Origin of the sequence: Vibrio sp. K4 (assembly GCF_051122595.1) — a bacterium.
In the GTDB taxonomy this organism is placed as follows: domain Bacteria; phylum Pseudomonadota; class Gammaproteobacteria; order Enterobacterales; family Vibrionaceae; genus Vibrio; species Vibrio owensii.
Genome location: NZ_CP178577.1, coordinates 931,071 through 951,040, shown reverse-complemented (window position 1 = coordinate 951,040; position 19,970 = coordinate 931,071). Strand labels below are relative to the sequence as shown.

21 protein-coding genes are annotated in these 19,970 nt (G+C 46.7%); 3 read left to right on the top strand and 18 right to left on the bottom strand.

All coding sequences use genetic code 11. The features are described from left to right. The 9 genes from ACLIIY_RS04420 to ACLIIY_RS04380 form a co-directional block, all read right to left on the bottom strand. A complete protein-coding gene (locus ACLIIY_RS04420) occupies nucleotides 1-1,215 on the bottom strand; it encodes an ABC transporter permease (RefSeq protein WP_434528179.1) in 1,215 nt (404 codons plus the stop codon). Then, nucleotides 1,212-2,483, bottom strand: coding sequence for a TolC family protein (locus ACLIIY_RS04415; RefSeq protein ID WP_039842267.1), 1,272 nt, complete (start codon nucleotides 2,481-2,483; stop codon nucleotides 1,212-1,214). The genes ACLIIY_RS04420 and ACLIIY_RS04415 overlap by 4 nt, the downstream gene beginning before the upstream one ends. Next, on the bottom strand, nucleotides 2,476-3,612 hold the full coding sequence (locus ACLIIY_RS04410; protein WP_434528533.1) for an efflux RND transporter periplasmic adaptor subunit: 1,137 nt from the start codon (nucleotides 3,610-3,612) through the stop codon (nucleotides 2,476-2,478). The genes ACLIIY_RS04415 and ACLIIY_RS04410 overlap by 8 nt, the downstream gene beginning before the upstream one ends. A gap of 313 nt (nucleotides 3,613-3,925) precedes the next feature. Beyond that, the gene (locus ACLIIY_RS04405; protein WP_434528178.1) at nucleotides 3,926-5,107 is read right to left on the bottom strand and encodes an alpha/beta hydrolase; all 1,182 of its coding nucleotides are present in this window, start codon (nucleotides 5,105-5,107) and stop codon (nucleotides 3,926-3,928) included. Nucleotides 5,108-5,255: 148 nt separating this feature from the next. Beyond that, nucleotides 5,256-5,711 carry an N-acetyltransferase gene (locus ACLIIY_RS04400; RefSeq protein WP_434528177.1) on the bottom strand — a complete coding sequence of 152 codons (456 nt, stop codon included), beginning with the start codon at nucleotides 5,709-5,711 and terminating at the stop codon, nucleotides 5,256-5,258. 75 nt (nucleotides 5,712-5,786) lie between these two features. After that, nucleotides 5,787-6,242: a GNAT family N-acetyltransferase gene (locus tag ACLIIY_RS04395; RefSeq protein ID WP_434528176.1), complete on the bottom strand. Its 456-nt coding sequence runs from the start codon at nucleotides 6,240-6,242 to the stop codon at nucleotides 5,787-5,789. Nucleotides 6,243-6,292: 50 nt separating this feature from the next. Next, nucleotides 6,293-6,772, bottom strand: a complete 480-nt coding sequence (locus ACLIIY_RS04390) for a GNAT family N-acetyltransferase (RefSeq protein ID WP_434528175.1) — start codon at nucleotides 6,770-6,772, stop codon at nucleotides 6,293-6,295. 29 nt (nucleotides 6,773-6,801) lie between these two features. Beyond that, on the bottom strand, nucleotides 6,802-7,266 hold the full coding sequence (locus ACLIIY_RS04385; protein ID WP_434528174.1) for an acyltransferase: 465 nt from the start codon (nucleotides 7,264-7,266) through the stop codon (nucleotides 6,802-6,804). A gap of 30 nt (nucleotides 7,267-7,296) precedes the next feature. Next, nucleotides 7,297-8,145: an MBL fold metallo-hydrolase gene (locus ACLIIY_RS04380; protein WP_434528173.1), complete on the bottom strand. Its 849-nt coding sequence runs from the start codon at nucleotides 8,143-8,145 to the stop codon at nucleotides 7,297-7,299. A 257-nt stretch (nucleotides 8,146-8,402) separates the two neighbouring features. On the opposite strand from ACLIIY_RS04380, the gene ACLIIY_RS04375 reads away from it, so the two are divergent. Together ACLIIY_RS04375 and ACLIIY_RS04370 are read left to right on the top strand one after the other, a co-directional pair. Continuing rightward, the gene (locus ACLIIY_RS04375; protein WP_434528172.1) at nucleotides 8,403-8,942 is read left to right on the top strand and encodes a TetR/AcrR family transcriptional regulator; all 540 of its coding nucleotides are present in this window, start codon (nucleotides 8,403-8,405) and stop codon (nucleotides 8,940-8,942) included. A gap of 108 nt (nucleotides 8,943-9,050) precedes the next feature. Beyond that, nucleotides 9,051-9,560, top strand: coding sequence for a GNAT family N-acetyltransferase (locus tag ACLIIY_RS04370; RefSeq protein ID WP_434528171.1), 510 nt, complete (start codon nucleotides 9,051-9,053; stop codon nucleotides 9,558-9,560). A gap of 55 nt (nucleotides 9,561-9,615) precedes the next feature. Here the strand turns inward: ACLIIY_RS04370 and ACLIIY_RS04365 are convergent, their stop codons facing one another. The 8 genes from ACLIIY_RS04365 to ACLIIY_RS04330 form a co-directional block, all read right to left on the bottom strand. Beyond that, nucleotides 9,616-10,029 carry a hypothetical protein gene (locus ACLIIY_RS04365; protein WP_434528170.1) on the bottom strand — a complete coding sequence of 138 codons (414 nt, stop codon included), beginning with the start codon at nucleotides 10,027-10,029 and terminating at the stop codon, nucleotides 9,616-9,618. After that, a complete protein-coding gene (locus tag ACLIIY_RS04360) occupies nucleotides 10,026-10,559 on the bottom strand; it encodes a GNAT family N-acetyltransferase (RefSeq protein ID WP_434528169.1) in 534 nt (177 codons plus the stop codon). The genes ACLIIY_RS04365 and ACLIIY_RS04360 overlap by 4 nt, the downstream gene beginning before the upstream one ends. Then, nucleotides 10,556-10,990 (bottom strand): GNAT family N-acetyltransferase, encoded by a 435-nt coding sequence (locus ACLIIY_RS04355; RefSeq protein WP_408697921.1) that lies wholly within the window; start codon nucleotides 10,988-10,990, stop codon nucleotides 10,556-10,558. The genes ACLIIY_RS04360 and ACLIIY_RS04355 overlap by 4 nt, the downstream gene beginning before the upstream one ends. Before the next feature lie 17 nt (nucleotides 10,991-11,007). Then, the gene (locus ACLIIY_RS04350) at nucleotides 11,008-11,763 is read right to left on the bottom strand and encodes a class I SAM-dependent methyltransferase (protein WP_434528168.1); all 756 of its coding nucleotides are present in this window, start codon (nucleotides 11,761-11,763) and stop codon (nucleotides 11,008-11,010) included. Between the two features lie 22 nt (nucleotides 11,764-11,785). After that, nucleotides 11,786-12,415: a class I SAM-dependent DNA methyltransferase gene (locus tag ACLIIY_RS04345; protein WP_434528167.1), complete on the bottom strand. Its 630-nt coding sequence runs from the start codon at nucleotides 12,413-12,415 to the stop codon at nucleotides 11,786-11,788. A 106-nt stretch (nucleotides 12,416-12,521) separates the two neighbouring features. After that, on the bottom strand, nucleotides 12,522-13,034 hold the full coding sequence (locus ACLIIY_RS04340; RefSeq protein ID WP_038885079.1) for a protein disulfide oxidoreductase: 513 nt from the start codon (nucleotides 13,032-13,034) through the stop codon (nucleotides 12,522-12,524). Beyond that, complete coding sequence (locus tag ACLIIY_RS04335; RefSeq protein WP_434528166.1) at nucleotides 13,031-15,142, bottom strand: protein-disulfide reductase DsbD family protein; 2,112 nt, start codon at nucleotides 15,140-15,142, stop codon at nucleotides 13,031-13,033. The genes ACLIIY_RS04340 and ACLIIY_RS04335 overlap by 4 nt, the downstream gene beginning before the upstream one ends. 61 nt (nucleotides 15,143-15,203) lie before the next feature. Further along, nucleotides 15,204-15,602 (bottom strand): hypothetical protein, encoded by a 399-nt coding sequence (locus tag ACLIIY_RS04330; protein WP_039842253.1) that lies wholly within the window; start codon nucleotides 15,600-15,602, stop codon nucleotides 15,204-15,206. 139 nt (nucleotides 15,603-15,741) lie between these two features. Between ACLIIY_RS04330 and ACLIIY_RS04325 the strand changes: the two genes are divergently transcribed. Beyond that, nucleotides 15,742-16,647: a LysR substrate-binding domain-containing protein gene (locus ACLIIY_RS04325; protein WP_434528165.1), complete on the top strand. Its 906-nt coding sequence runs from the start codon at nucleotides 15,742-15,744 to the stop codon at nucleotides 16,645-16,647. A 66-nt stretch (nucleotides 16,648-16,713) separates the two neighbouring features. Here the strand turns inward: ACLIIY_RS04325 and ACLIIY_RS04320 are convergent, their stop codons facing one another. After that, nucleotides 16,714-19,848, bottom strand: coding sequence for an HD domain-containing phosphohydrolase (locus tag ACLIIY_RS04320; RefSeq protein ID WP_434528164.1), 3,135 nt, complete (start codon nucleotides 19,846-19,848; stop codon nucleotides 16,714-16,716). Nucleotides 19,849-19,970: the final 122 nt, after the last annotated feature.

Sequence of the window (19,970 nt, the reverse complement as noted above, 5' to 3'; positions counted from 1 at the left end):
TTATGCCCTCGCGCTCAAAGCGATTACTGGAGTGAGTCGCGATGCTCGTCTCGCCGGGAAGTAAGACGCCAACAACGCCAGCGCTAACGTCACCAACAGTGACCAAGCAATGGAATCCGGTGTGATAACAGGAAAACCTAACCACTCCGGCAAGGTGATGGAGCCTAACAACGCCACCACCATATATGCGACTAATAAGCCAAGTGCCGTGCCGACAGCCACCAAGAACAAGCCCTCAAGAATGAACTGGCTAAGGATGGATTTTTGTGTCGCGCCTATCGCCAAACGCACGCCGATTTCTCGCGTTCGCTCTGTTACGGACAGGAACATGATATTCGCGACACCGAGTGCCCCTACAGCCATGGTCATTGCGCCACTTGCCCCAAGGAAAATTTGAATGCCTCGGAAAATACCCGTGATTAGCGCAGCACCTTCACTAAAGTCCGGTAGGTTGATCGCTTCTTTGTCGGTTGGGTCAAAGTGCAATTGCTTGGCGTAGAAGTTAACAATGGCTTGTCGGAAAGCGGGACCGTTCATGCCTTCTGTTGGCTTAAGCAATAACATCCACGGTTTGGCATCCCACAAATCGAGATACGTGGTTTGTGGAATGAAGACTTTGCGACTGTCGCCGAATGAAATGCCAGCGTCTTCATCTTTGATGATACCAATCACCAAGAAGGGAATGCCGTTCACTTTGACCATTTGCCCAATGCCGATTTCACCCATCTTGGCAATTTGATCACCAAGCACGGCAACACGCGTGTGGTTGGCGATATCAGTTGGTGACAGGTTGCGCGAGCCAGACTCCAACTTACGTTGAATGAGGGAGAAGTAAGACGGGTCAATACCGCTGACGTTACTGGTCAGGTTCTGCCCTTTGTCATTGGTGACGCTCGCATCCCATTTGGCATAAACACTCGATGCCGCTTCGACAAAGCCGGACTGCTTGATCATATCGACTTTGTCTTGCGGGATCTGAATTTGACGCCTTGAAGGTAAGCCGTGCCATGGTTTGCTGGTGCTCGACGGAAACGCGATTTGCACGTTGTTGACCATAAACGACAGCTGCTGAGTTTGATGGCGATAAAAGCCCTCACCCAGCGCTATCAGCACCACCACGGATATCACGCCCCAAGCAATGGCAATGATGGCGAGCATGCTTTTCATGCGATGCGCCATCAGCGTTTGCCATGTTTGTTGCAATAAACTGGTCATGAATTAAAAGCTCGGGAGATCAGTGCCATGGTGTCGTCGTCTAGCTTGCCTGCAGTTTGCAGTAGACCGATGCGCTGACGCCAGTAGTTGTACAAGTTGCTTTGCAGGCTATTTTTGGCCTCAAACAAGTTGTTGTGCGCGCTAATGACTTCCGATACTTCTAACATACCCGCATCGTAAAGTTTCTCTTTGCTGCGCAGCACTTTCTCACGAGAGGTAACGAGTTCGTTTGCCATCAAAACTTGGTTCCAGTTGATGTCGACTTGGGTAAACTGCTGGATAACGCGCTTTTGAATGTCGATTTCGACTCTGCGTAAATCTTGTTTGGCACTGAGGATATTCAAGGATGCTTCGTCGACTCTTGCACGCGTTGCACCATTCAGATCGATCGGCACGCTTAGAGTAATACCTGCGTTGAATTCGCCGTCTTTGCGTCGGTCATCATCGTTGTAGCCGACGTTCCCTTTTACCGTTGGGTAGTAACCACCTTGAGCGGAGTCTTTGGCAAACTCGCTGGCTTTGACGTTTTGCGCAGCCACTAACAACTCTGGACTGCTGTCTTTGGCAAGCTTTAGCCATTGCTCTTGAGAGTCCACCATCATTGGCGGTTGAATAAGAGAATCGGTACGAATTTGGTCAACGCTTTGTGGGATCTGATTGATCAACGCAGCAAGCTCAGCACGTTTGACTTCCAAATCAGATCTTGCGCTCAAGATCCCCGCTCTATCAGCGACTTGAGTCGCACGGATCTCTTCGACGTCAACGGATTTAACCTTGCCGGCGCGGTAACGCTTCTCGATGATCTTCAGCAGTTTGTTGCCTTCTTCCAATTTGGATTGCGCCAATTGCAAATCGCCCTGTGCGCTCGCGACATCCAAATACGATGACAACAGTCTTTGTGCTAATTCATTGTGTGATTGAGCCAGTTCTAATTGAGCCTTGATGTAGTTGGCATTGGCTTGGTCTAGATCGGACCACAAGCTGCTGTCCCAAATGGTTTGAGAAAGCGATGCACCGTAGCTGTTGGTGTTATCGGCAGATTCGCTCCAATCCGCCGATGCCGTCGCACTCAAACCTGGCAGTAATGAACTGCGGCTCGCATCCACACCCACTTCACCGAGTTGAACACCAATCTTGGCTTTCTCGTAATTTGGGTCACTCTGTTTCGCTTGTTGCCATGCTTGTTCAATTGAAATCGCATAGCTTGGTAAGCTGAGTGTTGCGGCTAATATCGCGCAACCAATTTTAGACAAATGCAGCTTAGCCATGCGCGGCTCCCATCATCATGCTGTTATCGATGATCTCTTCGTTGAGCTCAACGCCATCCAAGACTTCTACATTGATGCCGTCTGACAAACCAAGCTTCACTTTCTGTTTATGGAAGCCTTGTTCTGAGCTATCTGGAATCAACACGTTAGGTGTGTCGCCATCAAATTGAAGTGCACGCTCAGGCAGCGTTAATACGTTCTCTGATTTCTTCAGTGTGATTTGCGCATTGGATGAGAAGCCCGAGCGAAGCAACACTTCTGGTGGGATCTTCAGCTCACCCACTTCGACTTCAAACCCGTTATCAAAACTTTTTGCCGATGCATTGCCTTCTGGCGAGTTTAGGTTCTCTGATTGAATCGCAACTTTAGTCAGCACGCCGGAGATTTCTACATCAGGATACGGCGCAACGGTCAGCAGTACCGGCATACCCGGAGAAAGTTGCGCGGCATCATGCTCGCTTACGCTGCCTTTGAAGATCAGGCTGTTCATGTCGGCCAGAGACATCATTTCTGTTGCAGCTTGGCTAGATTCGGTTGAGATGATTGGTTCACCCACTTCCACTTTGCGGTTCAATACTGTGCCATCAATAGGCGCGTAAATGGTAGAGGTCAAACGCGCGTTACCGATCGATGCTTCACCGCTGCGGATCAATTCTAGGTTCTGGCGTTTTTGCAACACGTTCGCTTGAGCCGATTTCACTGTCGAGCGTGCGCTAACGTATTCATCGTAGTTGTTTGGGATGATGTCTTGCTTCACCAAGCTCTCTAAGTTGGCGAGCTTTTGCTTAGCGGATTCGAGATCTGCTTCGCTACGCATTAAATCCGTAGATGCATCCGTAAGTGCCTGTGGCGTCGGGTTCGGACGAACCTTAATCAATGGCTGGCCTTGTTTCACTTTCTCGCCAACTTGGACGTAAATCTCGCCGACGATTCCGTCAATTTGCGACTTAATCGAAACTGAGTGTGCAGGGACAATATTGCCGACTGCGACCGCTTGTTTCTCAATGGTTCCCTTTTCCACTGCCAGAGTCGGAAATGCCTCTGGTTGAGCCGAAGATTGTAGGTAGAAATACGCACCGCCGCCAAGCAATGCAACGCTCACAGCAGCGACAAGCCAAGTTTTTGCCATCATTGATTCCAATTATTGTTTTGTAGTCTTGTGACCATCTCATGAACATTAAGTTCTAAGGATATCGTGGTTTGAAGCCGCTAAGATTGTCATATTTAGTAAGGTTTTGTCAGGGCGCTTTGACAATAAGCAGGATGAATAGCTGAAATCGGCGTTAAACGCTTAGATTTTGTACTTGTTTGAGAAAGATGGAACTCGCAGAGATGACGCTAACCTAGAAATAAAGAGACAAAATAAAGAAAACCTCAAGCTCACGCGTAAATGAACTTGAGGTCGAGTTTTAGTTTTTGGGAAATAGGTTTAACGAGTGGGCTTAATGAATTGCCGCCGTCGACTGAGTTTGGTTTCCGGTGACTTCCGCCAAGCTTTGCGTGAGTTGTTGGTAATACGGGTTCCAAGTCAGCCTCGCGTAGACCTTGCCCTCTTCTTCATGCCCCCAAGCAGACCACCACACCTCTCCACCGTTTTCGCAGTACGCGGTTGCCTTCTCGTCCATGCTATTCATACACATTCTGTGTTCACCATGTTGGCCATAGTATGTGTTTTCAGGCGCGAACAATGGGCTCATGTGTGAACCTGTGCTGATGCGCATCGAGTCGAGTCTCATGGTCAGCGACGTTGCGGAAGGCAGCGCGATGTCCGATTCACCATACCAAAGCAGTTGATTGGCCGGGTTAACAAAACGCTCTTCGTAAAGGGTTTTGACGGCTTTTGGGTCAACCACGCTGTCGGCTTCGCTCAACACGATTAATGTTGGTACCTTAACGGTGTTTTCTTTGAGCAAGCTTCTTAGTTTGGTCGCGCTTTCTGAATACGCGATAGCCCCATTCAGCGGCGCCGAACTGTAGCGCGCTAAGTTATCTTCTTTGGTTGTATAGCCATCGACAAACAGTGAAGCGAAAGGCGCAAACTTCTCTAGTATCGGCGCTTTAGATTGAAAGCCTGGAGAGAACAGCAACAAACCGTCGACATTGCCTTGTTCAATGGCGTTGATGGTCACCAAGTTTCCACCAGTCGAAAAGCCACCTAACCAAACTTCATCATAATCTTGCTTTAGTAACGCCGCATAGTGATCGACCATAGTTTGCCAATCATTGTAGGTTGGCAGCATAAGATCCGATGGCTTACTGCCGTGACCCGGTAGCAAAACGCTTTGCACGTAGAAACCCTGCGCTTGGAGTGTTTTACCAATATCTGAGAAGCTATAAGGCGAATCACCAAGTCCATGCACGAGTAAAACCGCTTTGTTGGACTTGTGCTCTGGCTTCAACTCAAAAGGCATGTTCATCGCGATTTCTTTATCATGATCATCACTGATGTAACCACGATGTTCGACTAACCAATCCTTGGTCACCGACAAGTAGTCGTCAAATGTCGGTTGAATGTAGTTGTAGTACTGCTCTGATTGATTCAGCGCGACAGGCGGTTTTGACGCACACCCCACCACAGAAACAACCAGCCCGAAAAGCAGTGCCATAAGTACGATTGGTTTCATCTCTATACCCGTATCAAAAGAAGATATGAGCATAGTAAAGCGAGTTAAGCATTAGGTCAGTACACAAAACTACAGAAGTTGTATACAAAACTACAGGATTTCAGTTTTTGGGGTTTTGTATAACCATGCTCCACATTTGGCGCACGGATTAACGTGTGAAGGACTTGACCATATCGTACTGATGCAGCCCTTCACCAAAACCGTTTTCAGCAATGCTCACCGTGATGAATCCGTATCGATTGAAGAGTTTTTCCATCAATTGTGTGGTGCTGATGTGAATATCATAGAGATGGCCTTCTACTCTGATGCGTGATTCCATCTCTTGATAAAAACGGTCTGCCGCCGAAAGCAGCTGACGATGCCCTATCGAGCCGTGACGAAACATCACCCACGCAATACCATGAGTTTTACCTTTGGTGTAGTGTCCACCGCAGCCGATCACTTGTTCGTTTTCTTCGGCCACGAGGTAGTTTTCATCGGCGTAGTTATCTAAAAAATCGACCAAATCCGCCTCATCACTTTCGATGAAATATTTCGGACAGTTGGACAGCAGAATGTCGATAACCGCTCGCTTGTCTTGTGGGGTGTAAGTTCTGAATCTCATCGCTTTGTTCTTTATCGCATCTTATTGCGCTTGGTTGCACTACCATCGAGGCTTAACTCTCTGGTTAGTAAGTATTTACAACGCCAGCTTGAAGCCTTCGTGCGTGGCTTTAAAACCCAGTTTTTCGTAGAAGCGAAGCGCATCAGGACGTTGTTTATCACTGGTCAATTGAACGAGTTGACAACCTTTGTCTTTCGCCTGCTTTATCGCGTATTCAAACATCTGCTCACCAAAGCCACGTCCGCGATAATCTTGATGAATTCGAACGCCTTCAATCAGGCAACGCCAACTGCCAATGTGGGTCAGATAAGGGATAAAAGTCAGCTGTAACATACCAACCAAAGCACCTTCAAGCTCTACCACCAGCAATTGGTTGTTTGGGTCTTTGTCGATCGCTTCAAACGCAGAAAGGTAAGCCTGATTCAGTGGCGAGCTTACGTCTTCCCTTTTGCTTCCTAACGGGTCATTAGCCAGTAATGCAACCAAGCTGGTTAAGTCTTCAAATGTCGCGCTACGGTATGTAAGTGGCATCGATTCTTCCTTGTGTTTTTACTTTTAGTGTTGTGTTACGCGAGAGTGTCTTACTTCGTTCGTACCATTTGAGGAAAACCGCTTTGCGCGATTTCATAGGTGACGAATCCAAACTTCTCATACAGCTTTTGTGCGGCTTCATTTTTAGGATGAACGCCAAGACGAATACCATCACAAGTGCCTTCGACTCTCTGTAATAGTGCTTTCATGAGTGCAGAAGCGAGACCTTTACCGCGATGGCTGGCATGAACCGCCATTGCCAATTCTGGATACTCAGCATATTGGACAGTTTGGCTCGATTTATAGCGAATCTGAACGATGCCAATTGGCTCATCGAATTGGTTTAATGCGAATAATCCGAGGTCGCCCGCTCTGCCCCATTCTTCAAAATAGGCTTTGATATGCGCCAGATCGAGCACTTTTGGATCGTGGTCAGGTTCATCATCCGGCGTCCAAAGCGCCACCAACAATAGCTCTTTTTGCAACTCTACATCAGACGCCGTAACTTCTCTAAACTTCATCTTTTCCATGGTTCTTCCGTGGATGGCTGTGTTCTTCGTCAGGGTAAATCTCTCAACTTCTTCGCTGGATTCCCTGCATAGATGCCTTTCTCTGTGATGTCTTTCGTCACCACGCTACCTGCGCCAATAACCACACCTTCACAAATGTTCACGGCAAGTATCGTGGCATTCGAGCCTATGGTTACGTTATTGGCAATAACGGTGCGCCCCCAGCTATCTGGATTCGCGTCTGGTTTTCCGTCTTTGAGCAGGTCGTTGGCAAACATTACCCCATGACCAACAAAACAATCACTGCCGATGGTCACGTATTCGCAAATAAAGGTATGAGATTGGATTTTAGTTCGCTCACCAATCACTGTGTTCTTCTGGATTTCAACAAAAGGGCCAACGAATACGCCTTCTTTTAGCTCGCAGCCATAGACGTTTGCAGGTTCGATGATGGTGACGTTTTCACCACAAGTCACATCTTTGATTTGTGCGTGTAAGACTTTTGGACTGTACATCTATTCTCCAAAATAAAAATGAGTCAGTGATTAGATTTCAACACGACGCCCAGTTGGTAAATGCTCTAAACGATCATCAAGTACTTCTTTCATCAAATGATACGCTTTCATGCCCGTGCAGTGGCCCGTGTAAAACTTCTCAATGGGGTATTCAGACAGGGCTTTACCTAATGCTTTTATGTCGTCTTTAGTGCCGCCGATGCCATTAAATACGGGTAAGCCCACAAGGTGAAAGCCACCTACTACCGCTTTGATTCTGCAGTTTGGAAATAATTCAATGGCGGTTTCAATCATATTCAATACTCCGCTGTGCGCACATCCTGTGAACACAACCAAGCCATCTTCTTCCTTGATCACCAATAGTAACTCATGTTCAAAAGCGTCTTGCTCATAACCGCCATCTTTCGATTGGGTGTAGAGGTACTGATTTCCTTTGGGTTGTGGGTACTTGTCGCTGATCTTGGTAATCACATGAACATTCGGAGCAACTTGCGTCGTTTCGCTTACCTGCACTATGCGGTCATTGGTTGTGTCTAACAAAGCTTTGTCGATACCAACATCACTCTTGAAACCAAAAGCTCGAAAGTAATAGTCCTGATCTCCACACGATTTTAAATAGACTTTGGCTACATCGTTTTGCTCTAGAAAGTGAGAAGTACCGTTGCAATGGTCATGATGCCGATGAGAAACAACCGCGAGATCAACTTCTTGGATATCGATGTTTAGTAAAGGCGCGTTGTCGCAAAACGTTCGCCCACTGCCCATATCGAACAACAGTTTGGTTCCTGCAGTATCGATATGCAGCGATAAACCGCGCTCAACACAGAGATCGGCTCGGTCCTCAACACGAGAATTATCAACGAGAGTGGTAACGATCATGGTGTCTCCTAATGACGTTGAACCGCTTTAGTGGATGAGACAATAACGAGGTTTGATGCTTGTAGAAAAAAGTAATGGTAATTGTGTGATTAGACAGAGGTTTACGGTGTTCGTTTTCAATCATGCTTGATTTTCGCTTCCCTCTTAAAACATCAATCAAGCGATTTTGATCCTATTAAGACTTGACGGAAGATCAATAAACGCACTATCATTCGCAAAACTGACCAGTTGGTCAGTCGGTATGTAGAGTGAACACGATGGACAAACGACAACAGATCATTGAAGTTGCAACGCAGTTATTTGCAGAACACGGTTTTGAGAAAACGCCCGTCTCCACCATTTGTGAGAAGGCTGAGATTTCAAAGGGTTTGGTGTTTCATCACTTCAAAAATAAAAACGAACTGTTGAGAGAAGTTTTTGTTCATATCACTCAGATTATCGAAGAAGCCGACAAAAATGATGAACACGTAACCGAGAGTGACAATCGCCTAGAAGCCATGATCCACTCGATCTTCGATGGCATGACGGTTCCTGAACATCGCAAGATATACCAGTTCAACTTTAGTGTGATGGTTCACCCGACAACTAGAGCGATTGTTGTCGATCTAATAGATGAACGCTACCAAGGTTTACAGGAATCCACTGAAGAAGTCTTCCGCTCGTTGGGGCACGCGAACCCGGCAGTGGTGACAAAAATGTTCATCGCAGAGATCGACGGCATTGCCATGAACTACTTACTGAATGAGGACTTCCCTATCGAAGAAATCAGACAAGAGTTCATCAAAAAGTACTGTTAGAAATACAAAAAATCATGCACATATCGATGCGTGATTTTTTTGACCAAACACACTGACTGACCGTGCAGTCAGTGTGTTCATTAAATTTAAAAAACGAAGGAAAAACCAATGAATACACCTTATCAAATTCAATACGAAGCGTTCGCAACAGCAGGTGGACTATACGATGAGAGACACGCCAAACTCTATGCAGAATTTGCCGATAATCTTATTGCAGATGGTAGCTTTTCAATCGTCTACGAAGGCGTGGCACACGCATGCTATACCCCTATCGTGATTGACGCAGCACCACACCTAAAATGCTATGTGCTTGCGCCACTGGCCGTACTACCTGAATACCAAGGCAAAGGCTACGCGACAAGATTGATGGAAGAAGCAGAAAAGCAATTAGATGCTGACGTTATCTTTGTGATGGGTGAGCCGTTCCACTACGGAAACCGCTACAACACACCGCACAATGTGTTGCCACCAGTAAGAACTCAGGCTCCTTTGGAGTGTTGGTTTGCACGTGAGCTTACACCTGGCGCACTAGATGGTATCGGCGAATCAACCTCATCCATCAAAGGTCCTTACGCAGAACCATTGATGTGGGGTCATCCAGACGAGCAGGTTCAGTAATGCCTAAATAAAAAAAAGCCCAAAACACTTGTTTTGGGCTTTTGTGAATAAGATTCTACTGGTCACAATGTACAAAGACTCTTTGCTTGTCAGATAGGTTTTTAGCGGCTTCTTTCGCTAACAAAATTTGTTCTTGGGTGGCTTTGAATTCAGAGCCAGTTCCCGGCCAGTAGTACCCTTGCTCATCGTGACAAAGAGTGATAATTATTGGGTCAATTCCAATTTTAGGGGAATCTCCAATCTCTGTGTACATATCGAAAGTAATGTTGGCAGTAATGTGGCCTCGAACTCCATCCAGCACCTTAGCTTTAACCTTATAGTAGTTATCTTCCCCGTCTTTCTCCGGCCCCTCAAAACCAGTTAGTATCACAACAGCCGAGTATGGAGTCTCTTCAACGGCAGTTTGAAGCCTCTCATTTGCTACTGCTTCAGATCCGATGAGAGTCATTAGGCATATTAGCCATTTCATGCTTTCAACTCTTTTAGCTGCATATCCAAACAATCCTGAAGTTCGTCGCTAAGGGCAGGAAATACCGCATACTCTTTCAAGACACCTTGTTTCTTAAATCCACATTTTTCGAGCACGCGAATACTGGCTTGATGGTCAATATGAGGAGCTGTGTGAATCTCCTCTACTCCGATGCTTTTCAGATGCTCAATCCCGAGCTTACACGCCTGAGTCGCATACCCTTTACCTTGATAATTTCTAGAGATCCCAAAGTGAATTTCGCTATGACTGTTTTCAGGGATTAAGACTAAGCAGCCAATGGGAACTTGAGTTGCGCTTTCTTCAATTGCGAGTACCAAGATATTAGGGTGAGCCAACTCGTACTGAGCTCGCCATCGACTGATCGCTTGTAACGTTTGAATTGGGCTTTGATGTGCTTTTCGATTGAGATACAAACACGTTTGCTCATCACCAAGGTAGTTTTCAAACAAAGGAACGGCATCAGTTTCTTCAAGGTATCTTATTGCTATCTCTTGCGCTTCTAGTCTCATTGGTTCTCACCTTGATACACGTCCGGGTTCCAAATCTGCATAAAGTTTTCGGCGGGCTCGATGGGCTTAAAGCCGTATTGTTCATAAAGACCATGTGCATCGCGCGTCGCAAGAATCATTCTACGTAGACCTTGAAGGTCTGGGTGGGACACAATTTCAGAAACCAACCACTTACTAATGCCACTGCCGCGGTAATCAGGGAGCACGAAAACATCGGCGAGATAAGCGAAGGTGGCTTTGTCAGTAATAAGGCGAGCAAACGCGATTTGCTGATTCGACTCGGTAAACACACCAAAGCAAAAGGAGTTTCGTATCGCTTTATCTAGCGTGTCCCTTGGCACTCCTTTCGCCCAATAGCTCTGTGAAATGAACTGATGGATGCAATCCAAATCCATCTCTTCAAAGGCTGTGCTAATACGATATCCTTGCATGGCGTTCTCCCAATAAATCAAAGCTTCTCTGCGACGCAAATTAGGTTGTTTGAGTTTTCAGAAAACTTATCTTCTGCCCAAGAGCTGTATTTTTCGGTAATACATAACCCCGCCTCAACAAGAAACGCTTCAATTTCAGATAACTTTCGATACTTCAAGTCAATGCTTGAGTAGACCACTGTCCCATTTTGATAATGACGTTCTTTCTTCAAATAAAGTACTGTATTTTCAGCGTCATAACGTTCGCTCATTCCCATGTACTTTACTTCGCCTTTGTCGGGCAATTCATAGGTTTGCCACAGCGACATTTCAGCATCAATTTCCAAGTTATCTGGCGTTGGTAAACGGGTATCAAAGATGAAACGCCCACCTCTATTGAGGTGATTAGAAATCGAATTAAGGACGCCAACTAGCATCTCATCGGAGAGGAAAGCTTGGAAAGCGTTGCCCGTCATAATCGCCATGTCGAAGCGTTTATCGAGAGAGAATTGAGTGGCATCCTGTTGCAAGAAAGAAAGGTTATCTAATCCCTGCGCTTTTCGTTTAGCATGTTTTAACATCCCCTCGGCAATATCAATACCGACAGCATTATCGAGCTTCTTCGCGACAGGTATGGTGACAATACCCGTACCACAGCACACATCCAGCAAACTTCGAGCACCCATCGCCGCAATGTGCTTTTGTATCAGAGCAATATCATCTTCGTAATGTTTATCATACTGAGCATCGTATTCCATGCCTGATGCAAACTCACTGAGATCTTGTGTCTTCAAAAACAGTCCTTGTTTATTTAGATTAACTTGGCTTTCTTAGCTCTAAGAGCAAGTAACGACATACATAACCTGCACCTGATGTGTAGCCGACGAGGTTTTCCAAAGACACCACTTCTAGCCCTGCATTTTGGCTGAATTCGCGGACTTCACTCTCGGTGTAAGCAGTATGTACAACGGTGCCGCTGTAGGTGTTTCTTGGCAGGTCTTTTCCATCTGGGTCGTGACATTGGAAACTGATAAAACAGCGTCCGTCAGCATTGAGCGTGTTTGCAACGCATTGAAGTACCGATTGGGGATTGATAAGGAATTCCGTGAAACCGAGAGCGGTAATGATGTCGAAGGTTTGATTGAAAATCGGAGAGAAAGGTTGGTCAAGATTATGAACGTTGACGCTTTGATAGAAGTTTGTCTCGCGTGCTTTATCGACCATTTTGGATGAAATATCCAAGCCGTGAAGAGTAGCTTCTGGGTAATGCGTTTTGATGACCTCCCCGATACTGCCTGTAGCACAAGCCAAATCGAGAGCAGATGCTTGTTGGAGATTGAGCGTTTTTAGCTTCCCATCTATCCAGCGCGGACCAACGTACTGACTGTCTTCGATTAGTTTCTGATAGCGCTCAGATACTTCATCATACATTTTGGCAACGTCCATGATTCCTCCTTGATCTTTGAACGTTTGCCAATGTAGCACGCCATACTCACCTGCACACTTATGTCATTGTAAAAGCGTGAAAAAAGTCGACGTGCTACGCATTGATCTAGGCCATCCAGATCCTTGCTAGAATGCCCATTGGCGTTGTGACGCCCGTGGTAATTGAACTCACCTCTCCATCTTTTAACACATAGATGGTCGGAGTCACGCTAATGCTCCATTCTTGCATGATGGCGCTTTTCGGATCGTTGATGTTATCGAACTGGTAGTCTTTAGACTGCATGAACTTTTGCACCCGTTCTTGCGGGCCAGACGCGCCAGATACCGCAACCACCTCATAGTAATCACTCAACCAACTCACGCTTGGGCTCACGAACTTGCACGCTGGACACCAAGTTGCCCAAAAGTACACCACCACGGGTTCTTCATGGCTTTTGGCAATCACATCAACAAATTCGCCATCGGCCATGATCGCACTCAAAGGCGGAGCTTGCTCTTTAGGGATGTCTTTGGTGCGATACCAATCCATGGCGACCGAAATCACGGTCACCATAAGGACGAGTTGTAGCGCTTGACTGAGCCAGTATTTGAGCGACTTGCGCTTTTTTACTGTGTTCACTTAATCGCGCCTCCACTTGCTTGTTCGATTGCTTTCACCACCACATCGTCAGTCAGAATCACTGGTAGAGGAATCCCCTCTGGTGCTGCTGGGCCATATACGATGTTAAATGGCACACCAAAGCGACCGTGCGCACGTAAGAAGTCAGTCACTGAGCCGTTCGGATGTGTCCAATCGCCTTTCAGTGTCGCCACGTTCGGGCTTTGCAACAGTGAGTAAACCGGATCTTGCCAGATCACGCCGATCTTGTTGGCTTTACAGGTCACACACCAATCTGCCGTCACATCGACGAACACCACACGGCCATTCTTCACGTGGTCTGTAATCGCTTCGTTTGACAGTTTTTCCCAAGCCAAATCTTCTGGCAATGGCGTCGCCCAATGATTTGCAGTCACACTGCCTAGTACCAAACCACCAGCAATCAGAATCAATGAAACCGTGCCAGAAATCGCCAACGCTTTATTGCCATAAATGCGCTTAACACGCGCCATGATGACGATGAACGCAACTAGGCCAATCAGAATGACCCAAAATACCGGCAAGTGATTCGCCATCAATGACAACAACCACGCACTGGTTGCCAACATCATGATGCCGAATACGATTTTCACGACATTCATCCATTGGCCTGGCTTTGGTAGCTTGAGTGCAATCCCCGGGAAGATAGCCACTAAGATCCAAGGCAGTGCCATACCCAGAGCTAACGCAGTGAAGATAGCAAACAGAGTCACTACGTCTGCACCCAGTGCAAACGCCACCGCAGTGCCTAAGAAAGGTGCTGAACAAGGCGTTGCTAACAAAGTCGCGAACATACCTTGCACGTAATGCCCAAGCAGTGAGTTATCCCCTTGTGAAGCCAACCAAGTGTTCGTACCCGAAGACAAGCGAATTTCAAACATGCCAAGCATGTTGGCACCAAACAATCCGGTCACCAACAGCATTAGACCTAAGAACCAAGGGCTTTGGAATTGAACGCCCCAGCCGATGGCATTACCGGTGAGCTTCAACACTAAGATAAAGCCAGCCAGCAACCAGAACGAAGTAAGAATACCTAGCGAAGAAGCCACGAACTGAGTGCGAATCTGACGACGCTCAACCCCTTGCGCCGCTACGATGCTGCTTAACTTCATGCCGAGAACTGGCAATACACAAGGCATGATGTTAAGAATCAAACCACCGAGTAACGCGAACAAGAAAATGTTCACCAGTGATGTACTTGGTAAGGCTTCAGTAATCACACCTGCTTTGGCTTGCGCGGTTTCTTGCGCCAGTAAGTTGTTGTCTTTGATTGAGACATAAACCGATTGGTTATCCAGCTCTACGTCACCCAACCAAGTATTCACTAGGTAGTTGGCAGTAAGCGTGTTGCCCTCTTGATGCAGCCCTTCTAATTTGAAGCTGTAATCGCTGGTTGCTTCGTCAACGCCATCAACCAACACTTCTGGTTTTTGCCAACCTTGTGAGTTAGTCAGTTTGATTTGCAGCTTAGATTGGTTTGCATCCCAGTTCGCTTCTGTCACTTCAACAAATGGTGAAGCTTGAGGTACACTGCTTACCGCTTGCGCGTAAGTGAACATCACGTCTTCATCGACTTGTAGATCGGAAGGTAGGAAAGACAGCTGAATGTGGTAATCCGTCAGGACACAAATCGTTGTACATGAAGACAGCGTCAGCGTCGCATCAATCGTCACTGGCTTGTTCATGTCTTCGACGTGCAGCGTCATTGGGAAGACAGTGTCACCTTTGTAACCGAGCGTCTCGATGCCAAGCAATTCGTATTTCTGTGGGTACGGCCATTGCCAATCCACTTTGGTTAGGTTTTGTGATTTTTCCCAATCAATGGAAGGTGCAACACCGCCCTCACCTGGCGAACGCCAATAGGTTTTCCAGTCCCCAGTCAGTTTGACATCAAGGTAACCTGTGATGGTGTTGGTATTCGGGTCTTGCTGTCCGGTTAAGACAAAGCGTGTCTGCACAGGTGGGTGCTGAGGATTGGTCAGCCAACCTGTGTCCGTCGTTTGTGCTTGGGCGAACAGTGAGAATAAGCTCAGTGCCAACGTCATGATGAGCATCAACGCGGCTTGAGTCGTTTTTTTCATGTGGTTCATAGTTATTCCTAGTTAAAACAAGTGTAGAAAATCGCTGACGAAACTCGTCAGAAATCACTTGTCATTCACGGAATACACACAAGGTGAGATGGACTCGATACTTTCGGGCTATCGGTTCGGTCCATTGCCTTTTGCTGGCGAACGCACAACAGCGCCACACGACAAGCGCGAGAATGCCAACAAACAAAACAACGACCAAGGTTTCCAGTTGTTGCTGAGCAAATTGAATCAGCTTTTCAGACAACTCACACTTACCAGATTTGTGTCCGCTCTCTGCTTTTACGATTTTGACTTCATCGCCAACGACCGCAGAAGCAGAGCTCGCGTCATATTGCATTGCACAACTGAACATCAAGCCAGAATTTTTCATCAGACACACCACAATCACCCAGCCAATTAACGCTAGGAGCCATTTGCCCTGTTGTCGTGACGCAGCAGATTGTGAGGTGGATGAATGCATTCTAACTTCGATAAATGTGGAAACGCCGGAAATCATACGCAAGTTAGCATAAACCTCAAGTGGTATGATTTTTTGCGTCGCTCTCATTGGTAACTAATTATGATAGTCTTATGACTACCGTTTCCGTAAATAATTCAACATGCTCAATAAAGTTAATCTTGCTGATATTCGCTCGTTCGTTTTGATCGCTCAACTGGGTAACTTCACTAAAGCGGCAGAAGCCCTTTCGGTGTCGCGTTCTCATGTGTCTCGTCAAATCAGCGGGCTTGAAGCGCAAATGGGGGTGACCTTGCTGACCCGCACGACAAGGACGCTGCGCCTGACTCATGCCGGAGAGCGTTTCTATCAAGAATGTGAGAAGGCATTGCACGATATCGACCAAGCGTTAATCGCCGCGGTCGACGACACTCAAGAAGTACGCGGTTTGATTCGCGTAAACTGCGTGGGTGGTTATATCGGTGAAGACATCATTGCCAAATACGTCAATGAGTTCATGTTGGAATACCCGAACATTACGGTCGATCTCGACTTCTCTTCGCCACGCATTGATTTGATTGAAGATCAGTTCGACGTTGCGATTCGCATGGGCGAGTTGGAAGACGCAGGCTTTGTCGCGCGCAAGCTGATGATGATTGATATGGTGACACTCGCAAGCCCGAAATACTTGAAGACTTATGGCGAGCCGGTCACCCCAAAAGAGTTGGCCAAACATCGTACGCTAACGGGCTCAGTCACTCGTTGGAGTTATCGTAACGTTGCTAACCCGAAAGAACACAGCGATGTAATTGTGAAAGGCAATCTGCGTTGCAAGAACGGCCGCGCACTTGTGATGGGTGCACTACACGGTAACGGAATTATTCGTGTGCCATTGAGTTACTGTGACGAGGAAGTCGATCAAGGCCAACTGGTTAAAGTGATGCCGGAATGGGAGATCCCGTCTGTGCCGCTGTCCGCCATTTTCCATCGTGACCGCTACCAACCTAAACGTCTTCGTACCTTCATCGATTTCGTCAAAACCAAATTTGAACAAGACTTTGATGTTTAAGTTTGGCGCATAAAAAAGTGCGTAAGAACCGAAGCGCTTACGCACATTATGCAAACTTAATGAAGGCTAAGATAACTTCTCTAAGTAGCCCTCAATATCGACATCATCGATAAGCTCATCTGGCAGATAGCGCTTGGCGTAACTGAGATAAGTGCCACTGGTTAACAGCAGCTTGAATACGTCTTTATCAATGTGCCCACCGAGTGCCATTTTCGACATAATGTTGATAGCCTCGCTCAAGGACTTGGCTTTCTTATATGGTCGATCAGCCGCGGTTAACGCTTCGAAAATATCCGCTACCGCCAGAATGCGTTCAGGGATCGATAGCTCCTCTCCCATCAAACCTCTCGGATAACCAAAGCCTTCCATCGCCTCGTGGTGCGTAGTAGCGTAGCGAGGAACGCGCTCAAGTTCGGGTGGGAACGGTATGCTTTCGAGCATCTTGATTCCGCTGATCATGTGCTCATTAATCTTAAAGCGCTCTTCTGCTGACAACGTACCGCGCTGCACGGCCAAATTATACAGTTCACCATGATTGTAGAGCTTTTCTGGCACCGTCATATTGATGCCAAACTCAGGGTCGAGATCAAACGGCTGTTCACGCTCAATCACATGCTCAGGACGATCAGAAAGCAGCTTCTCTGTTGCTGGCGTTGGTTGTGGTTGGTAGCGCGTTTCTTCTAATGGCGATAAACCAAGTCCACAATCGAAGTAACGCGTCCACTCTTTCTCAGCCAACTTGTGTAGACGTTCGATGTCTTGATCCGACATAAACTCCGCCCCCACGTTCGCATTGGCGACAAATTCGAACTCCTCTTTCAGCGCCGCAAATTCTTGTTCCAGTGCTTGCTCGGGTTGCTCATCAACACCCATCGTTTTTAGCTTTTTGAGTAGATATTGAATCTGCGCATCTCGCCACAGCACCTCGAATCGCATGCGAACTTCGTGAATGCGATTGTAGTTGGTTTCTAGCTTACTGCCTTTATCAACCACATACTCAGGCGTCGCGATCTTGCCACAATCATGAAGCCAAGCAGCGATACGGAACTCACGACGCTCTTCATCACTTTCAAAAGCGAACAACTCAAACGCCCCTTGATCTGACTTCTCGGCTTCTTCCGCCAGCATCAAAGCAATCTCCGGCACACGGTTACAGTGTCCTGCCGTGTACGGAGACTTTTCATCGATCGCGCGTGCGATAAGCTGAATGACAGATTCAAAGAACTCATTTTGCCTTTGCTCAAACTGCTTAAGCGAGTTGCTGCCTCGCATCACTGAAAGACCAAGTTGGTGAATCTCTTCAATGCGAGAGTGAACACGCTGCACTTTGTCGTATTCGCGATCGCGGACAAATCTGACTTGCTTTCTCAACATATTGATTGGCTGAGAGATTGGTTTCGCCATCTCCCATGCAACGGGAATCAACAACGCAAGAACAAACAAGGATGCGCCCACAGCATATAGCGTCACTTCATTTACACCGGACATGACGTAAGCTTGTGGAATCACGACAGCAAAGTAACGCTCTTCCTTATGGGTAAGTTTGGAGACGAAAACATATTTGTCTTTCCCATTGATCTCCACCAGTTGAACCGAATTGATGAACTCAGGATCTTTGGCAAATTTGACCAATTCTTCGTATGGCGTAAAGGTATAAGTCGACAGTGCTGCCTTACCCTCAAACCATTTTTCGCGCAGCTCTTTTCTTTGCTCTGGCGTAATCGCATCAATGGCGCGGTTAATGATCTCAACGAGAGGTCTTTGTTCCTCATTCGCCAAGTAGTAAAACGCGTTGGAGAGGTTGGAATCTTTAACCAAAGTGATGGCTAAGTTCTGACGAAATGTTTCGCGTATTTTGTTGACCAATATTTGGCGAATGTCGAGCACAGCGACGATGTCTCCATTCAATACCCCGTCGATCGCATCGTGCAAAGACGCGTAATTGACGATGGTCATTTGCGGGTACGCTTCTAACAAGTCATCTTGAATGCTCCACCCTTTTAGCAAGCCAATTCTTTCATTCTTCACTTGCTCTAAGGTATTGATGTGCTTGTTCTCTTCTGTGGTGAGTAACGCAAACTTTGCGTGATAAAGAGGTTTACCCACTACACCGATACTCGAAAGGTCATCTTGGTCAGCAATCGATTGAAGAATATCGATATTGCCATTTTTAAAGTCGTTGACGAGCTCATTCCAACTTCGACCGTTCACAAACTTGAACTTTAAGCCGGTCATTTCAGAAATCATTTTAAACAGATCAATCGAGAAGCCATTTGGGCGACCGCCAACGGTGTAATCAACTGGAGCCCAGTTATTTTGGTTCGACACTTTCAACTCCGGCGTTTGGGCGACCAGTGCTCGCTGCTCATCCGTTAGGTTCACCGGAGAAACCAAGGGCAAGCGCTCTTCGATATCGATCATCTTGTTGGTCGCAATCAATCGACCGTTCGCTTGGTAAATAAACGCTTCCGCCTCTGACGCTTGCTTATTTTCGATAAAACGGTTGGTGAGTTGAGCCTCAAGCGAGGAGAGAAGAATGTCCACACCCACCACGGTATCGGATTCTGGCACCTTGATTGAGAAGGTTTCCCCCGAGACTTTTAGCGTGTTAAACAGATACGGAGAGGTGTTATAAGTATCATCGTAATCGGCATTTTCAAACCAGCTACGCTGAGTCGGAATAAAGTTACTGAACTCGTCTGAAGCATGGCGTGATACGAAGTTTTCATCGTAGTAAATACTCACCTTACGACGATCTCGCTTCACACCACTATGAACCACCAACAACCACTTATCGCCGGGTTGCGCTTCCACACGGGAACGTATTTCGTCTGAAGAAAGGTTGATCAGCTGGAAGAAGTCATTGTTCGCTTTGGCAACAAAAATACTGTGAATGCTAGGTTCTCTTACTAGCAATTTAGACAAAGGGATGATGATGCTCTCTTCGGGCGTATCTACCCCGATGAGCGACACCAGTTGCGCGCCACTTCGTGTCACGTTCTCTGCTAAATTTTGTAGATTGGATAGATGACTCGATACCCCTGTTGCGATGGCTTGATATCGAGTGAGGGTGTGTTGCAGCTCAGTTTTTCTTGCAAAGTGGTATTGCAAAACTATCGCCACACCTACTGTCACTAGGGTACAGAAGACAAACATCAACCCTAGCACTGTCCTTAACGAAATGCGTTTACGTTTTTTCATCGTTTTATCTTGGAGTAATCCAAGCGCCTTAATCCTTTAACCAACTGAAATTATTGTCTAAAAATTGAATTTCAGCCAATCAAAAAACTTTATCGAAGCAAACAAAAACGCCTCCATCTGGA

Coding starts and splice junctions, on each gene's coding strand:
- ACLIIY_RS04360 (WP_434528169.1), bottom strand. CDS start 10,559: ATGAGACTAGAAGCGCAAGAGATAGCAATAAGATACCTTGAAGAAACT.
- ACLIIY_RS04390 (WP_434528175.1), bottom strand. CDS start 6,772: ATGGAAAAGATGAAGTTTAGAGAAGTTACGGCGTCTGATGTAGAGTTG.
- ACLIIY_RS04385 (WP_434528174.1), bottom strand. CDS start 7,266: ATGTACAGTCCAAAAGTCTTACACGCACAAATCAAAGATGTGACTTGT.
- ACLIIY_RS04335 (WP_434528166.1), bottom strand. CDS start 15,142: ATGAACCACATGAAAAAAACGACTCAAGCCGCGTTGATGCTCATCATG.
- ACLIIY_RS04420 (WP_434528179.1), bottom strand. CDS start 1,215: ATGACCAGTTTATTGCAACAAACATGGCAAACGCTGATGGCGCATCGC.
- ACLIIY_RS04375 (WP_434528172.1), top strand. CDS start 8,403: ATGGACAAACGACAACAGATCATTGAAGTTGCAACGCAGTTATTTGCA.
- ACLIIY_RS04400 (WP_434528177.1), bottom strand. CDS start 5,711: ATGAGATTCAGAACTTACACCCCACAAGACAAGCGAGCGGTTATCGAC.
- ACLIIY_RS04330 (WP_039842253.1), bottom strand. CDS start 15,602: ATGCATTCATCCACCTCACAATCTGCTGCGTCACGACAACAGGGCAAA.
- ACLIIY_RS04370 (WP_434528171.1), top strand. CDS start 9,051: ATGAATACACCTTATCAAATTCAATACGAAGCGTTCGCAACAGCAGGT.
- ACLIIY_RS04405 (WP_434528178.1), bottom strand. CDS start 5,107: ATGAAACCAATCGTACTTATGGCACTGCTTTTCGGGCTGGTTGTTTCT.
- ACLIIY_RS04410 (WP_434528533.1), bottom strand. CDS start 3,612: ATGGCAAAAACTTGGCTTGTCGCTGCTGTGAGCGTTGCATTGCTTGGC.
- ACLIIY_RS04395 (WP_434528176.1), bottom strand. CDS start 6,242: ATGCCACTTACATACCGTAGCGCGACATTTGAAGACTTAACCAGCTTG.
- ACLIIY_RS04345 (WP_434528167.1), bottom strand. CDS start 12,415: ATGGACGTTGCCAAAATGTATGATGAAGTATCTGAGCGCTATCAGAAA.
- ACLIIY_RS04320 (WP_434528164.1), bottom strand. CDS start 19,848: ATGAAAAAACGTAAACGCATTTCGTTAAGGACAGTGCTAGGGTTGATG.
- ACLIIY_RS04365 (WP_434528170.1), bottom strand. CDS start 10,029: ATGAAATGGCTAATATGCCTAATGACTCTCATCGGATCTGAAGCAGTA.
- ACLIIY_RS04355 (WP_408697921.1), bottom strand. CDS start 10,990: ATGCAAGGATATCGTATTAGCACAGCCTTTGAAGAGATGGATTTGGAT.
- ACLIIY_RS04325 (WP_434528165.1), top strand. CDS start 15,742: ATGCTCAATAAAGTTAATCTTGCTGATATTCGCTCGTTCGTTTTGATC.
- ACLIIY_RS04415 (WP_039842267.1), bottom strand. CDS start 2,483: ATGGCTAAGCTGCATTTGTCTAAAATTGGTTGCGCGATATTAGCCGCA.
- ACLIIY_RS04380 (WP_434528173.1), bottom strand. CDS start 8,145: ATGATCGTTACCACTCTCGTTGATAATTCTCGTGTTGAGGACCGAGCC.